Consider the following 14,182-nt stretch of genomic DNA (forward strand, 5'->3'; position numbering starts at 1 on the left):
GTTTCGACGGGAACGGTGCGATCGGCCGCCAGGCCGATCCGACCGTTCCCGTCGAAACACCGACTCAAAGGCGACCTCGCACGCCCCGGCGGAGCCGGGGCCAACAATCCTGTCGGTGCCCAGCGTTACGCTCTGGCCATGCCCGACACCGCTACGGTCACCACCCCACCGGGAACCGGTGACGCGCCCGTCCGCAGGCGGCCGGCGCTGTCGCCGTCGCGTGCCAGCGATTTCAAACAGTGTCCGCTCCTCTACCGATTCCGGGCCGTTGACCGGCTGCCCGAGGTGCCCACGAAGGCTCAGGTGCGCGGGACGCTCGTGCATGCCGTGCTGGAACGGCTGTTCGGTCTGCCCGCGGGTGAGCGTGTGGCGCCGCGGGCGAAGGATCTGCTGGCGCCCACGTGGGCGGAGCTGTCGGCCGCGAGTCCGGAGTGGACCGAGCTGTTCACGGACGACGAGGCGGGCGAATCCGACAAGTGGCTGGCGTCGGCGGAGAAGCTGCTCGACGCGTACTTCGAGCTGGAGGACCCGCGCCGGCTTGAGCCGGAGGCGTGTGAGCTGCACGTGGAGATCGAGCTGGGCTCGGGGGTGCTGCTGCGCGGGTACATCGACCGCGTGGACGTGGCGCCCACCGGCGAGATCCGCGTGGTGGACTACAAGACCGGGGCCGCGCCGCGTGAGATCGGCGAGGCCAAGGCGATGTTCCAGATGAAGTTCTACGCCGTGGTGCTGTGGCGGCTGCGCGGCGTCGTGCCGCGGCAGCTGAAGCTGATGTACCTCACCGACGGCCAGTCGCTCGCCTACACGCCTGACGAAGCGGAGCTGGTCCGTTTCGAGCGGACGCTGGAAGCCATCTGGCAGGCGATCCTCAAGGCGGGCAAGACCGGCGACTTCCGGCCCAACCCCGGCAAGTTGTGCTCGTGGTGCGACCACCAGGCGCACTGCCCGGAGTTCGGCGGCACTCCGCCGGAATACCCCGGTTGGCCGGAACCCGACGCGGGCGAAGAGACCGCACTGGACCGGGCCGACTGATGGCCGACGCGTTCTACGTCCCGCTCGGCGACGAGCGGTACGCCGCGACCGAGCACACCAGCGGCCCGTGGGCACCCGGCGCGCAGCACTTCGGGCCACCGTCGGCGCTGCTCGCGCGGGGGCTGGAACGGCTCGAAGCGCCGCACCCGGCGCTGATCGCGCGCGTGACCATCGAGATCCTCGGGCCTGCGCCCGTCGCGGAGCTGGACCAGCGGTCGTGGATCGAGCGGCCGGGCCGGTCGGTGGAGTTGTTGCAGTCGGAGCTGTCCGCGGCCGGCAGGCTGATCGCCCGGGCGAGCGCGTGGCGGATCGCGACCACCGACACCACGAGCGTCGCGACCGACGCCGGTCCCCTGCTGCCCTCGGCCGAGGCGGGCACGGAGTCGACGTTCCCCGCCGACTGGCGCGGTGGTTACCTCAACGCCGTCGAGTGGCGGGCCGTGCGCGGCAGTATCTCGGCACCGGGCCCGGCCGCGGTGTGGGGCCGGCAGCGGATCCCGCTCGTCGACGGCGAGGAGCCCACCGGGTTGCAGCGGCTGTTCGCGGTCGCGGACTCGGCCAACGGCGTGTCCCACTTCTTGCCCACCGACGACTGGTGGTTCATCAACTCGGAGCTCACGGTCCACCTGCGCCGGGCGCCGGAGGGCGAGTGGATGGGGCTCGACGCCGTGACCCTGGTCGGGCCGCACGGCGTCGGCACCGCCACGAGTACCCTGCACGACGGCTCCGGTCCGGTCGGCACCGGTGCGCAGGCTCTGCTCGTCCGGCCGCGACAGGCCGGAGGCGGATAACCGCGCGCCCGCGCCCCTGATCCAATAACCTTCGCGGAACGACCGACAAGGGAGCGCTCCGGCATGCAGATCACCTCGGTGGTCAACCAGAAAGGCGGGGTCGGCAAGACCTCACTCAGCGTGGGCGCGGCCGCGGCGCTGGCCGAACGCGGCCGGCGCGTGCTGCTGATCGACCTCGACCCGCAGGGGCACGCCACCACCGAGATGCTCGGCCTGGCCGAGGTGTCCGGTGACGCGCCCACGCTCGCGAAGGCGCTCACGAAGCTCTGGAAGGGCCCGATCGAGGAGCTCGCGGTGCCGCACCCGCGCAGCAACCTCGGCCGCGGCGGCGCGTTCGACGTGATCCCGACGTCGCCGGGCATGTTCGACCTCATCCGCCGGCTGGACTCGTTCCGGGTGCCGGGCTGGCAGCTCGCGCGCGTGATCCAGTTCGCGAACTACGACCACGTGGTCATCGACTGCCCGCCCGCGCTCGACGTGCTGACCAACAACGCACTCGCGGCGTCACACGGGATCCTGGTGCCGGTGCAGCCGGACAAAACGAGCATCCGCGCGCTGCGGCTGCTCGGCGACCAGGTGCGCTACGTGGAACAGACCACCGGCCGCACGCCGATCGCGTGGTACGGGATCGTGCCCGGGCTCTACCGCCGCCCGATCTCCCACTACGCGGCCGCGGCGCTGCAGGAGATGTACAACTTCGGCGTCCCGGTGCTCTCGCACGTCCCGCTCGGCGTCGTGATGAACGAGGCCGCGGCCAACGGCGTGCCCGTCACCACGTACGCGCCGGAAACCCTGCAGGCACTGTCGTTCCGCGAGATCGCCGAAACCCTCGACGGCTACCTGGCCCAGAACCCCGGCCCCACCGAGGTCCCGGCCGACGACGAATTCGTCTTCGAGGACTTCATCTCCGAGGTCGCGATGACCCGCAACGCCAACGACAACGGCGCCCGCAAAAAGCTTTACGACCTCATGCCTAAACGCCCCACGCGACCGCGCTGACGTCTCGGCTCCGCCTCGACGCGCGCTGTGTTTTCTGTCTCGGCTCCGCCGAGACGGCGAGATCGCCTCAAGCCGGTGTCTCGAATGGACGGTCGGATCGGCCGGGGGCCGATCGCACCGTCCATTCGAGACACCGGCGCGATCTCGCGCCATGGTTGGCCAGAAGGCCGAGAGAAGTAGACCTGGACATTCGAAGTGTTGCCTGCGCTCGGTAGAGCCGGGTGCAGGCAACACTGTCACGCAGTTACAACCGGCAGGAGCGGATGTCGGAGGCCAGGATGGCTTTGGCGCCCACTTCGGCGAGTTCGTCCATGATCTGGTTGACCTTCTTGCGCGGCACCATCGCGCGCACGGCGACCCAGTCCTCGTCGGCCAGCGGGGCGACCGTCGGCGACTCCAGGCCCGGCGTGATGGCGATGGCCTGCTCCAGCAGCGTGCGCGGGCAGTCGTAGTCGAGCATCATGTACTGCTGCGCGAACACAACACCCCGCAGCCGGGCTGCCAGCTGACTCTTCGCCTTCGCCGAGTCGCTGCCCGCACGCTGCAGCAGCACGGCCTCCGACACGCAGATCGGGTCGCCGAAGGCCACCAGGTTGTGCTGGCGCAGCGAGCGGCCGGACTCGACCACGTCGGCGATCGCGTCGGCGACGCCGAGCTGGATCGAGATCTCCACGGCGCCGTCGAGGCGGATGACCTCGGCCTCCACGCCGTGGCGTGCCAGGTCCTCGCGCACGAGCCGCGGGTACGAGGTCGCGAGACGCTTGCCCTGCAGGTCGGCCGGCTTCCAGTCCTGGCCCGCCGGCGCGGCGTAGCGGAACGTGGACCCGCCGAACCCGAGCGCGAGCATCTCCTCGACCGGCGCGCCCGAGTCGAGCGCGAGGTCGCGGCCGGTGATGCCGAGGTCCAGCTCGCCGGAGCCGACGTAGATCGCGATGTCCTTGGGGCGCAGGAAGAAGAACTCGACCTCGTTGACCTGGTCGAGCACGGTCAGGTCCTTCGAGTCATGTCGCTTGCGGTAGCCCGCCTCGGAAAGCATCTCGGCCGCCGCCGCGGCGAGGGCTCCCTTGTTAGGCACGGCAACACGCAGCATTTCGCTCTCTCCTCTTTCACCGGTGCGCGAACGCGTCACAGGTAGCGGTACACGTCCTCGGTCGAGATTCCCCGGCCGAGCATGAGCACCTGGACCCGGTACAGCAGTTGCGAGATCTCTTCCGCGAGGCGGTCGTCGGACTCGTGCTCGGCGGCGATCCACACCTCGCCGGCTTCCTCGAGCACCTTCTTGCCCTGTGCGTGCACCCCGTCGTCGAGGGCGACGACGGTGCCGGACCCGTCGGGACGGGTGCGGGCGCGCTCGGCAAGCTCCGCGAACAGCTCATCGAAGGTCTTCACGGTCTGCAGATCCTTCCATCCCGCACGGGCGGGCGCTGCCCCGGGTGACCCCGATGCCGCAAGGGTCACACTCGCGGCAGCAACGCGGCCAGCGCGGTCACGTCGACGCCCGCGAGCGACTCGCGGAACACCCGCCCCGGCCCCGCCGGGACCTCCACGTCGTTCGGGATCACGAGCACCGAGCAGCCGGCGCTCTCGGCCGACTCCGCGCCCGGCGGCGAGTCCTCCACCGCGACGCACCGCTCCGGCGGCACGCCGAGCAGCTCGGCGGCCTTGAGGTACGGCCTCGGGTGCGGCTTGTTGAGCCCGTCGACCTCGTCACCGCACACCGTGACGTCGAAGAACTCGCGGCCGATCGTCCGCAGCGCCAGCTCGGTCAGCGCGCGCTCGGTCGACGTGACCAGCGCGGACGGGATGCCGGCGGCCTTCACCGCGGCCAGCGCCTCGCGCGCGCCCGGGCGCCAGGGCAGCGCGTCGTCGAACAGGCCCGCCGTGCGCCGGCGGATCCACGCGCCGGTCTCGGCGACCGACTCCGGCGTGACCTCCCGCGCGGTCACCTCCAGCAGATAGGTGGCTGTGGCGTCCATGTTGGACCCCACGAGCGTCCTCCGCTGCTCCTCCGACAGCCTGCCGCCGAGCGCTTCCGCGCACTCGTACAGCGCGACGTCCCAGAGCTTCTCGGAATCGACGAGCGTGCCGTCCATGTCCCACAGGACGGCGCCCAGTCCGTCCGAAGAGGACGGTGCAGTCACGGTTTTCTCCTTGTCGGTGCGTCGGCGGGTGGCCGGACGGACGGCCGCGGCGCACCCGCACGAATCCGCCTCGAAAGAGTGGGCTTGCGTCGCGCCGGCGGCGGCCCCGGACCGTCCACCGGGGGACCGGGCACGACGGCGGGCCGGATCGTCTCCAGTATCCCATTCGCATCGCGCCACTGGGCGCGGGCGCCGCGCACCGCCCACACGGCACTGAGCTGCGGCTCCCCGGAGTGTCCCGCACACCGGGACCCGCCCGCCGCGCGCGGGCGGTGGTGGTGACGGCGCGCGGTCGGACATGCTGCACAGGTTACGGGCGAAGGGTCGTAGGCTGGGAAGGTGAGTGAGCCAGTCGACGAGACCCAGCGACCCGGAGACCCGGATCGCGCCCGCCCGGAATCGAAGCGCCCCCTGATGGTGGTGGCCTTCGAAGGCTGGAACGACGCTGGTGACGCGGCCAGCCGCGCGATCGAGCATCTGCAGCTCAACTGGGACGCCACCCCGCTGGCGGAGCTGGAGCCGGACGACTACTACGACTTCCAGGTCAGCAGGCCGACCATCAGCATGGTCGACGGCGTGACCCGGCAGGTGGAGTGGCCGACCACGCGCCTGTCCATCTGCCGGCCCGAGGGGCTCGACCGCGACGTGGTGCTGGTGCAAGGCCCCGAGCCGAACATGCGCTGGCGCGCGTTCTGCGCGGAGCTGCTGGAGCACATCATGCAGCTCGACGTGGACACCGTCGTCGCGCTCGGCGCGCTGCTGGCCGACACCGCGCACACGCGGCCCGTCCCGGTCACCGGGACCGCCTACGACAAGGACACCGCCAGCCGGTTCCGCCTCGAGCTGAACAACTACCAGGGGCCGACCGGGATAGTGGGCGTGCTGCAGGACTACTGCGTGCAGGCCGGCATCCCCGCCGTGTCGATCTGGGCGGCCGTGCCGCACTACGTGTCGCACCCGCCGTCCCCGAAGGCGACCCTGGCGCTGCTGCACAAGCTCGAGGACGTCCTCGACGTCGAGATCCCGCTGGGCGCGCTGCCCGAGCAGTCCGAGGAGTGGCAGCGGACCGTCAGCGAGATGGCCGACGAGGACGAGGAGATCAGCGAGTACGTCCGCAGCCTCGAAGAGCGTGGCGACGCGGAAACCGACTTCACCATGGAGGAGGTCTCCGGCGACAAGATCGCGGCCGAGTTCGAGCGCTACCTGCGCCGGCGCCGCCCGGGCCAGGAGGGCGGGGGCTTCGGCCTCCGCTGAGCCGCTACCCAGCCGGAGTGGCCCCTGCCGCACTGGCGGCGGGGGCCTTTCCCGTCTCCGGGCTCGGGCTCAGCGACGCCAGCGGGCCGCGAACGCACGGGCCGGGTTCGAGACCAGCATCGCCTGCACGACGTCGTCGCCCAAGGCTCGGACGAGCCGGGGCCGCAGCGTCGTGAGCAGGTACGGGATGCCGGGGCCGCCGCCCGAGGACAGCCGGGCCGCGGCGGTGGTCGTGTCGCCGCCGAGGAGCAGCTGGCCGGTGTGACCGGAGGTCGCGAGCTCGAACAGCAGGTCGGCCAGACGCCAGTCGGTGGCGTGGTTGGCGCGCGACGGGCCGTCGAAGCCCAGGAAGACGCCGGTGTCGGCGACCTCCCGCAGCACGCGCAGGTCGGGGTTGCGGTTGAGGTGGCCCAGGATCACGCGCGACGGCGGCACGGCCAGCTCGCCGCACAGCAGGTCGGCGACCTCCCGGGCCGCGGTGCCCAGCTCCAGGTGCACGGCGATCGGCGCGCCCGTCTCCTGATGGGCCTGCGCGGCGGCGACCATCGTCCAGCGGGCGTGCCGGTCGACGACGTGGAACGCGCCCGCGACCTTGATCAGGCCCGCGCGAGGTCCGGTGCGGTCGGCGTCCGGGTCGTCGCCGGCGGGGATGCCGTCGAGGAGGTCGGCCACGAAGATCTCGGCCAGCCGGTCGGCGACGCGGTCGAGGACCTCGGCCCGGTAGTGCTCGGCGCGGTGGAAGCCCGTCGCGGCGACGACGTGCACGCCCGTCGCCTGCGAAAGCGCGGCGAGGTCGGCCGCGCGGCGGTTCAGGCCGAACGGCGTCCACTGGACCACCGTGCGCCCGCCCGCGGCCGCGAACGCCCGCAGTTCGGCCTCGGCGGCCGCCACGTCGTCGAGCTCCTGCCCGGCGAGCTGCCGGGAGGCGAAGAACAGGTGGTCGTGGGCGTCGCACACCTCGAGTGACGAGGGGGCGACGTCGCCGAGGACTGTGCGGATCCGGGGCTCGCCGGTCACGCGGTCAGCAGCTTCCGTAGCGGCACGGCCCCGCGGGCGCGACGGCTCCACTCGCGCGGGTAGCCGAGCGAGACCTCCTCGAACCGCACGCCGTCGGCCGACGTCGTGCGCGGGATGTGCAGGTGGCCGTACACGGCGAGCTCGGCGCGGTAGCGCAGGTGCCAGTCCTCGGTCTGCGTGGTGCCGCACCACAGCGCGAAGTCCGGGTAGTGCAGCGGCGCGGTCGGGTGGCGGTGCAGCGGCCAATGCGACACGAGGATCGTGCCGTGCTCGGCCGGGATGGCGTCGAGGCGGTCGGTGCTGACCTTCAGGCGCTCGGCGCACCAAGCCTGGCGGCTCGGGAACGGGTCGGGGTGCAGGAAGTACTCGTCCGTGCAGACCACGCCGGCCTCACGCGCCTGCGCGAGCGCCTCCTCGATCGTCTTGCCCTCGGCGGCCGGGGTACGCCAGCTGTAGTCGTAGAGCACGAACAGCGGCGCGATCGTCAGCGGCCTGGCGCCGTGCTCCCACACGGGGAACTCGTCCTCGGGCGTCAGCACGTCGATCTCCCGGCACTGCTCCACGAGGAACTCGTAGCGGGCCTGGCCGCGCAGCTGCGACTCGTCCTTCGGCGTGGTCCACAGCTCGTGGTTGCCCGGCACCCACACGACCTTGGCGAATCGCTCGCGCAGGGTGGCGAGCGTGTCGCGGATGACGGACGAGCGTTCGGCGACGTCACCGACCACGAGCAGCCAGTCTTCCGGCGCATCCGGCACGACACGGTCGAGGATCGGCCCGTTGCCCTCGTGGGTCACGTGGAGGTCGCTGGTGGCGAAGAGAGACGGCACTCCTCCACCGTAGCCATTTCCCGCCCGGCAGATCGCCAGAACTGCCCCTTACGCCACCCCAGCAGCACCAGCCCGGCCACCACGTAGACACCGGCCTGCACGTCGAGCAGCACCGCCGGGCCGGTGACGGCCACCAGGGCCCCGGCGAGCAGCGACCCGGCGGCCTGGGCCGCCGCGACCACGGCGAACACCGTGCTCAGCACCCGGCCGGCCCGCTCGGGCGCCGCCACGCTCTGGACGTGCGCCAGCAGGCCGGCGCCCGTGAGCACGGCGGGTCCGCCGGCCACCGCGAACAGGCCCACGTAGATCCCCAGCGCCGTCGTGAGGGCTGCCGCGTTCCAGATCAACGCCGACACCAGCCCGGTCGCCAGCGAGCCCCACGCGAGCAGCGAAGCGCCCGCCACGCGCCGGGCGAGCGTCGCCACGGCGAAGCCCGCCGCCAGCCCGCCGATCGCCTGCACGCCGCGCAGCAGCCCCGCGTCCGCCTCGTTGCCGCCGAGCACGTCGAGCACGAAGACCACGAACAGCACCAGGAACATCCCCTGGGCCACGGATACGAGCACCGTCGCGATCCCGGTGGCCCGCAGCCGCGGGTCCCGAGTGAGCTCTCGCAGCCCGGCCAGCCACGCGGCGACGGCGGGTTCCCGGCGTGGCTGACGGACGCGTGGCGCCGCCGGACCCGGGAACGGGCGCGCGAGCAGCAGCGCCGCGACGGCGAGCGCGCCGAGGTACCCGAGCACCACGCGGTCCAGCCCGCCCCAGCCGAGCAGCGCGCCACCGGCCCAGCCGCCCGCGAGCCGGGCGACGCTGCCGTTCACGCTCATCAGGCCGTTGGCGCCGGTCACCTCGGCGACGCCGACCAGCTCCGGCACCAGCGCGTTGCGCGCCGGTTCGAACACCGACGCCAGCCCGGCCTGCGCGGCCATCACCAGGTACACGAGCGCGACGGGGATGCCGTCGCCGGCGAACAACGGCAACACGACCACTGCCTGGCCGACGCACACCACGGCGAGCACGGCCCGGCGTTCCCAGCGGTCCGCGACGACCCCGGCGACCGGGCTCAGCAGCACCGCCGGCAGCAGGCCGAGCACCACGCTGAGCGCCGTCGTCGCGGCCGAGCCGGTGGTCGCGAAGAGGAACACCGGCAGTGCGACCTGCAGCATCCACTCTGCGGACTCGCCGAAGAACGCGGCCAGCCAGAGCCGCACGAACGCGGGCACGCCCAGCAGCTGTCTCACGACACCGGCTCCCCGTCCGGCCCGAGCCGCAGGAACGCGCGCAGGCCGACGTGCACCGGCAGCGCGTCTTCCGGCGCGTCTTCGCGGATGGCGCCGACGTACGGGCGGACCAACGCGTCGACCGCCTGCAGCAGCCGGTCGAGCTCCGCCGGCGTGACCTGCAGGGTGTACGAGCTGAAGCCGCCCACCGCGCGCCAGGCCGGGTCGAGCGTTTCGAGGGCGTCCAGGTAGCGCCGCGTGAGGTCCTGTTCCTCCGCGAGCTGCGTGCCGACCACGGCCAGCTGCGCCCGGTTCAGCGCCGGGTCGTCCCCCGGGTCGCCGAGGTCGAGGCCGACCTGCAGGGCGCGCCACGGCCGCTCGCGTCCGTCGGTGGCGTCGGCGCGCTCGACGAGGCCGTGCTGCGCGAGCCGGCGCAGGTGCCAGCTGCAGTTGGACGCGGTGGAGCCGACCGCTTCGGCGCATTCGCTGGCCGTGCGGGCCCCGACTGCCATCAGGTGGTGCAGCAGCGCCGAACGCAGCGGGTGCGCCAGCGCGCGCAGCAGCTCGGCGTCGTCGACGCGTTTGCGCGGTGGCAGCTCGGCCATCGGTCCTCCGGCTCTGCGAGTCAAACCCTGAAGGGATTCTTTCGAAATTATCCTTTCAGAGTTGCAGCCGCCCGACCTGCTGTCAACGGGCTTCGCTACCATCACGGACAGTTACTGCTCCGTGCAGTCGTTGTGTCCGCCAGCCACTCCCGCGCCGAGGACGGTCTGTTGCCCCACCAGCGAGAACTCGCCACCGCCGCCGCACTGGCACTCCCCCGGTTCGTGAGTGCCACGGTCCGCTTCCACGCCGCGGTTGCCGCTCGGCTCGGCGTGACACCGGCCGAGCTGCACTGCCTGCAGCTCGTGCACAGCGGCACCACCGACTCCCCCACGGAGCTGGCGCGGCTGCTCGGGATGACCACCGGCGCGTTCACGCGGATGCTCGACCGGATGGAGCGCGCCCGGCTCGTGGAGCGCGCGCCCGACCCCGCGGACCGCCGGCGGCTGCGCGTGCGGGCGCTGCCCGACCGCATGGCGGAGCTGACCGAGCTCTACGCCCCGCTCGCCCAGCGTTTCGGCGAGCGCCTGGCCGGGTTCGACCGCCGTCAGCTCACCGCCCTGGTGTCGTTTCTGACCGAGGGCGAGACGGCCGCGGACCTGGCCACGCAGCAGGTCGACGAGGCCGCGCGGAGCCCCCGCGAAATTCGGGGTTGACTAACCCTACTGGCGTTGCGTTAACCTCGTCCCATCATGGACAACTGAGCCCAGCCCTTTCCCGCACCGAGGCAGCTCCCGGTCGAGCACCGCTCCCGCGAGCCACGAGTCCCGTCGGGGAACCCGTTTCACCCACCAGGGCCGGTGATCCCTCATGTCTTTGTCCCTCAAAGCCACCGACGTCGTATTCGGCTACGGCGCCAGGACCGTCCTCGACGGGGTCTCGCTCACCGCGTCCGCCGGGCGCCGCCTCGGGCTCGTCGGCGAGAACGGCACCGGCAAGTCCACGCTGCTGCGCCTGCTCGCGGGCCTCGAACAGCCGCGCTCGGGCGAGATCGCCCGCGGCGACGACGTCGGCTTCCTGTTGCAGGAGCTGCCGTTCCCGGCATGGGCGACTTTCGGCGACGTCCTCGACCACGCGCTGGCGGACATCCGCTCGGCCGCCGCTCGGCTCGACGTGCTCACCGCGGCGATGACCGACCGGCCCGACGACGCGGGCGTGCTCGACGAGTACGGGAAGCTCCTGGAGTGGGCACAGGCCCACGACCTCTGGGACGCCGACCGCCGTGCCGAGCTGGTGTGTGACGGGCTGGGCCTCGGCGCGCTCGGGCGCGACCGGCTCCTCGGCGAGATGTCAGGCGGGCAGCGGTCCCGGCTCAGGCTGGCGGCACTGCTGATCCGCCGTCCCGCCACGATGCTGCTCGACGAGCCGACCAACCACCTCGACGACACCGCGATGGAGTTCCTGGAGCACCACCTCGCGGAGCTGTCCGGCATCGTCGTGCTGTCCTCGCACGACCGCGTGTTCCTCGACGCGGTGTGCACCGACATCGTCGACCTCGACCCGGCGCCGGCTGACCGGCTCGTGGGCGGGGCGACGCGCTACGGCGGCACTTACAGCGACTACCTCGACCAGAAGCGGGCCGAACGCGCGCGCTGGGAGCAGCGCTACGCCGAGGAACAGGACGAGCTGAAGGAGCTGCGGGAGTCCGTCGCGGTCACGGCCCGGCGAGTCGCGCACAACCGCGCACAGCCCGACGGCGACAAGAACCTCTACAACTTCAAGGGAGGGCGGGTGCAGAAGCAGGTGTCCCGCCGCGTCCGCAACGCCCAGCTGCGGCTTGACGAGCTCGAACACGACCAGGTGCGCAAACCCCCTGCGCCACTGCGATTCCGCGCGCGACTCACGGCCGCCGCCTCCGGCGAAGGACCGGCGATCTCGGTGCGGGACCTGGACGTGCCGGGCCGGTTGACCCTCGATCGGCTCGACGTGACCGGCACGGCACGGCTGCTCGTGACCGGCGGCAACGGTGCGGGCAAGTCCACGCTCCTGTCGGTGCTGGCGGGCCGGCTGACACCCGCGCGCGGGTCCGTCCACTTCGGACCCGGACTGCGCGTGGGGTTGCTGGAGCAGGACGTGGTGTTCCCCGATCCGGAGCGCGTGGCCCACGAGGTCTACCGCGCCGCGCTCGGGGACGACGCGCCGCCGTTGTCCCGCTTGGGTTTACTGTCCTCGCGGGACCTCGGCCGGCCCGTCGGCGAGCTGTCCGTGGGCCAGCGCCGGCGGCTCGCGCTCGCGGTCCTGCTCGCGGAGCCGCCGGACGTGCTGCTCCTCGACGAGCCGACCAACCACATCTCGCTCACCCTCGCCGAGGAGCTCTTCGCAGCACTGGACCACGCTCCGGGCGCCGTCGTCATCGCCTCTCATGATCGATGGCTGCGCCGCCGCTGGCACGGCAACCACCTGGAGCTGGGCGCTGCCCAGCCCGCCGCCGTATAAATCGTTATACAGAATGCTTCGGCCCAGGAGCGTCCCGGGCCGAAGCGGGACTCATGGCGCCGACACTGCGTCGCCCACGCGCCTTGCTCGACGATCGGACTCCCGTCAACCCCCTCCGAGGACGTTCGCTGCCCGCTCCGGCCAAGACCGGTCATGGCCGTCGCGGGCGACTCCTGCCCCACCGCCGCGGACCGCGCCTCGCTTGACAAGCCCGCTCCGCGGCCGTTCGCCACCCACTTCCCCAGGCGACCCCTGGGCCGAAGTGGGCAGCTCGCGGACCGCCGCCGGACCCCTGCCCGATGTGCCGCCTCCGCTTCGCCCGAACGTGCACACCGACCAATGCCCGGCCGTATAGGTCGTTATACAAACACCGCCGGCCCAGGACTTCCTGGGCCGGCGGTGTTTCGCAGCGGGTCGTCAGAGAGTGATTCCCAGCAACGCGTCGACCGCGATGCGGATGAGGCCCGGCGCGGTGGTGTCCGCGCCGTCGCGGCGCAGAGCGGCGGTCGCCCAGGCGTCGACGGCCTCCAGGGCCTTCGGGGTGTCGAGGTCGTCGGAGAGATGGTCGCGCAGCCGCGCGAGGGTCTCCGTCGCGTCGGGACCCGCGGGCAGCGCCACGGCCTCGCGCCAGCGGGCCAGGCGTTCCTGCGCCTCGGTCAGCAGGGCGTCGGTCCACGGCCGGTCCTCGCGGTAGTGGCCGGCGAACAGCGCGAGCCGGATGGCCGAAGGGTCCACGCCGTCGGCGCGCAGCCGCGAGACGAAGACCAGGTTCCCGCGCGACTTCGACATCTTCTCGCCGTCGAGGCCGATCATCCCGGCGTGCGCGTAGTGGCGGGCGAACGGGTGGTCCCCCGCGGCCGCTTCCGCGTGCGCGGCGCTGTACTCGTGGTGGGGGAACCGCAGGTCCGAGCCACCGCCCTGCACGTCGAACCCGAACCCCAGCCGGTTGACCGAGATCGCGCTGCACTCGATGTGCCAACCCGGGCGGCCGGGGCCCAGCTCCGAATCCCACGACGGCTCGCCCTCACGTGCGGCGCGCCACAGCAGCGCGTCGAGCGGGTGGCGCTTGCCGGCTCGGTCCGGGTCGCCGCCCCGCTCGGCGAAGAATTTCGCCATCGTCGCCTCGTCGTAGCGCGACTCGTAGCCGAACCGCCCGGTCGCGGAGTGGTCGAAGTACACATCGGGGTGCTCGGCGTCGTCCACGCGGTACGCCGTGCCGTTGGCCAGCAGCTTCGCGACCACCTCCACGATCTCGGGGATCGCCTCCACGACGCTCACGAACTGCCGCGGCGGCAGCACGCTCAGCGCCTCCATGTCCTCGCGGAACAGCGCCGTCTCCCGCATGGCGAGCACGACCCAGTCGTCGGAGTCACGTTCGGCGCGCTCCAGCAGCGGGTCGTCGATGTCGGTCACGTTCTGGACGTAGTGGACCTCGTGCCCGTTGTCCCGCCAGATGCGGTTGACCAGGTCGAACGCCAGATAGGTGGCCGCGTGGCCGAGGTGCGTGGCGTCGTAGGGCGTGATGCCGCAGACGTACATCCGGGCGGTGGCTCCCGGAGCCGTCGGGCGGATCTGCCCGGTCGACGTGTCGTGGAGCCGAAGCGGGCGGGGCGTGCCCGGCAACCGGGGCACGTCGACGGAGGACCAAGTCTGCATACCTCGACTGTAAACGGGACGGCCGTCCTCTTTCCCATCCGGTGGGAACTGTGTTGTCTGCCTCGGCTTCGCCGAGGCGGGCGAGATCGCCGGGAAGCCGGCGGTGTTGTCTGCCTCGGCTTCGCCGAGGCGTGCGAGATCGCCGGGAAGCCGGCGTCTCGACTGGGCGGTCGGATCGGCCGGGGGCCGATCGCACCGCCCAGTCGAGA

14 protein-coding genes are annotated in these 14,182 nt (G+C 72.2%); 6 read left to right on the forward strand and 8 right to left on the reverse strand.

Annotation, left to right across the window (positions count from 1 at the left end; all coding sequences use genetic code 11):
• Window positions 1-138 precede the first annotated feature (138 nt).
• From AB0383_RS49455 to AB0383_RS49465, 3 genes are all read left to right on the forward strand, one after another.
• Entirely contained in the window at window positions 139-1,032 is an 894-nt protein-coding gene (locus AB0383_RS49455) for a RecB family exonuclease (protein WP_364190403.1), read from the forward strand.
• Window positions 1,032-1,823 (forward strand): thioesterase family protein, encoded by a 792-nt coding sequence (locus AB0383_RS49460; protein ID WP_364190406.1) that lies wholly within the window; start codon window positions 1,032-1,034, stop codon window positions 1,821-1,823. Before AB0383_RS49455 ends, AB0383_RS49460 begins: the two co-directional genes overlap by 1 nt.
• Before the next feature lie 63 nt (window positions 1,824-1,886).
• Entirely contained in the window at window positions 1,887-2,822 is a 936-nt protein-coding gene (locus tag AB0383_RS49465; protein WP_364190408.1) for a ParA family protein, read from the forward strand.
• A gap of 244 nt (window positions 2,823-3,066) precedes the next feature.
• Here AB0383_RS49465 and hisG read toward each other — a convergent pair whose 3' ends face one another.
• The 3 genes from hisG to AB0383_RS49480 form a co-directional block, all read right to left on the reverse strand.
• Entirely contained in the window at window positions 3,067-3,912 is an 846-nt protein-coding gene (hisG, locus tag AB0383_RS49470; RefSeq protein ID WP_220240794.1) for an ATP phosphoribosyltransferase, read from the reverse strand.
• 35 nt (window positions 3,913-3,947) lie between these two features.
• Entirely contained in the window at window positions 3,948-4,211 is a 264-nt protein-coding gene (locus AB0383_RS49475) for a phosphoribosyl-ATP diphosphatase (protein ID WP_184778231.1), read from the reverse strand.
• 65 nt (window positions 4,212-4,276) lie between these two features.
• Entirely contained in the window at window positions 4,277-4,963 is a 687-nt protein-coding gene (locus tag AB0383_RS49480) for an HAD family phosphatase (RefSeq protein WP_366191590.1), read from the reverse strand.
• Window positions 4,964-5,302: 339 nt separating this feature from the next.
• On the opposite strand from AB0383_RS49480, the gene AB0383_RS49485 reads away from it, so the two are divergent.
• Complete coding sequence (locus tag AB0383_RS49485; protein WP_220240795.1) at window positions 5,303-6,217, forward strand: PAC2 family protein; 915 nt, start codon at window positions 5,303-5,305, stop codon at window positions 6,215-6,217.
• Between the two features lie 69 nt (window positions 6,218-6,286).
• Here AB0383_RS49485 and AB0383_RS49490 read toward each other — a convergent pair whose 3' ends face one another.
• From AB0383_RS49490 to AB0383_RS49505, 4 genes are read right to left on the reverse strand one after another with little or no spacing between them, the layout of a single operon-like run.
• Window positions 6,287-7,234, reverse strand: coding sequence for a phosphotriesterase (locus tag AB0383_RS49490; protein WP_364190415.1), 948 nt, complete (start codon window positions 7,232-7,234; stop codon window positions 6,287-6,289).
• Complete coding sequence (locus tag AB0383_RS49495; RefSeq protein ID WP_366191591.1) at window positions 7,231-8,061, reverse strand: metallophosphoesterase; 831 nt, start codon at window positions 8,059-8,061, stop codon at window positions 7,231-7,233. The genes AB0383_RS49490 and AB0383_RS49495 overlap by 4 nt, the downstream gene beginning before the upstream one ends.
• A complete protein-coding gene (locus tag AB0383_RS49500) occupies window positions 8,025-9,299 on the reverse strand; it encodes an MFS transporter (protein WP_366191592.1) in 1,275 nt (424 codons plus the stop codon). The genes AB0383_RS49495 and AB0383_RS49500 overlap by 37 nt, the downstream gene beginning before the upstream one ends.
• On the reverse strand, window positions 9,296-9,883 hold the full coding sequence (locus tag AB0383_RS49505) for a helix-turn-helix domain-containing protein (protein ID WP_364190424.1): 588 nt from the start codon (window positions 9,881-9,883) through the stop codon (window positions 9,296-9,298). The genes AB0383_RS49500 and AB0383_RS49505 overlap by 4 nt, the downstream gene beginning before the upstream one ends.
• A gap of 168 nt (window positions 9,884-10,051) precedes the next feature.
• Here AB0383_RS49505 and AB0383_RS49510 point away from each other — a divergent pair, with 168 nt between their 5' ends.
• Together AB0383_RS49510 and AB0383_RS49515 are read left to right on the forward strand one after the other, a co-directional pair.
• Window positions 10,052-10,537 (forward strand): MarR family transcriptional regulator, encoded by a 486-nt coding sequence (locus AB0383_RS49510; RefSeq protein ID WP_366191594.1) that lies wholly within the window; start codon window positions 10,052-10,054, stop codon window positions 10,535-10,537.
• A 154-nt stretch (window positions 10,538-10,691) separates the two neighbouring features.
• Window positions 10,692-12,317 carry an ABC-F family ATP-binding cassette domain-containing protein gene (locus AB0383_RS49515; RefSeq protein WP_366191596.1) on the forward strand — a complete coding sequence of 542 codons (1,626 nt, stop codon included), beginning with the start codon at window positions 10,692-10,694 and terminating at the stop codon, window positions 12,315-12,317.
• Window positions 12,318-12,734: 417 nt separating this feature from the next.
• On the opposite strand, the gene mshC is transcribed toward AB0383_RS49515, so the two are convergent.
• On the reverse strand, window positions 12,735-13,973 hold the full coding sequence (mshC, locus tag AB0383_RS49520; protein WP_366191598.1) for a cysteine--1-D-myo-inosityl 2-amino-2-deoxy-alpha-D-glucopyranoside ligase: 1,239 nt from the start codon (window positions 13,971-13,973) through the stop codon (window positions 12,735-12,737).
• Between the last annotated feature and the right edge of the window lie 209 nt (window positions 13,974-14,182).

Source organism: Amycolatopsis sp. NPDC051373 (assembly GCF_040689465.1).
Classification (GTDB): domain Bacteria; phylum Actinomycetota; class Actinomycetes; order Mycobacteriales; family Pseudonocardiaceae; genus Amycolatopsis.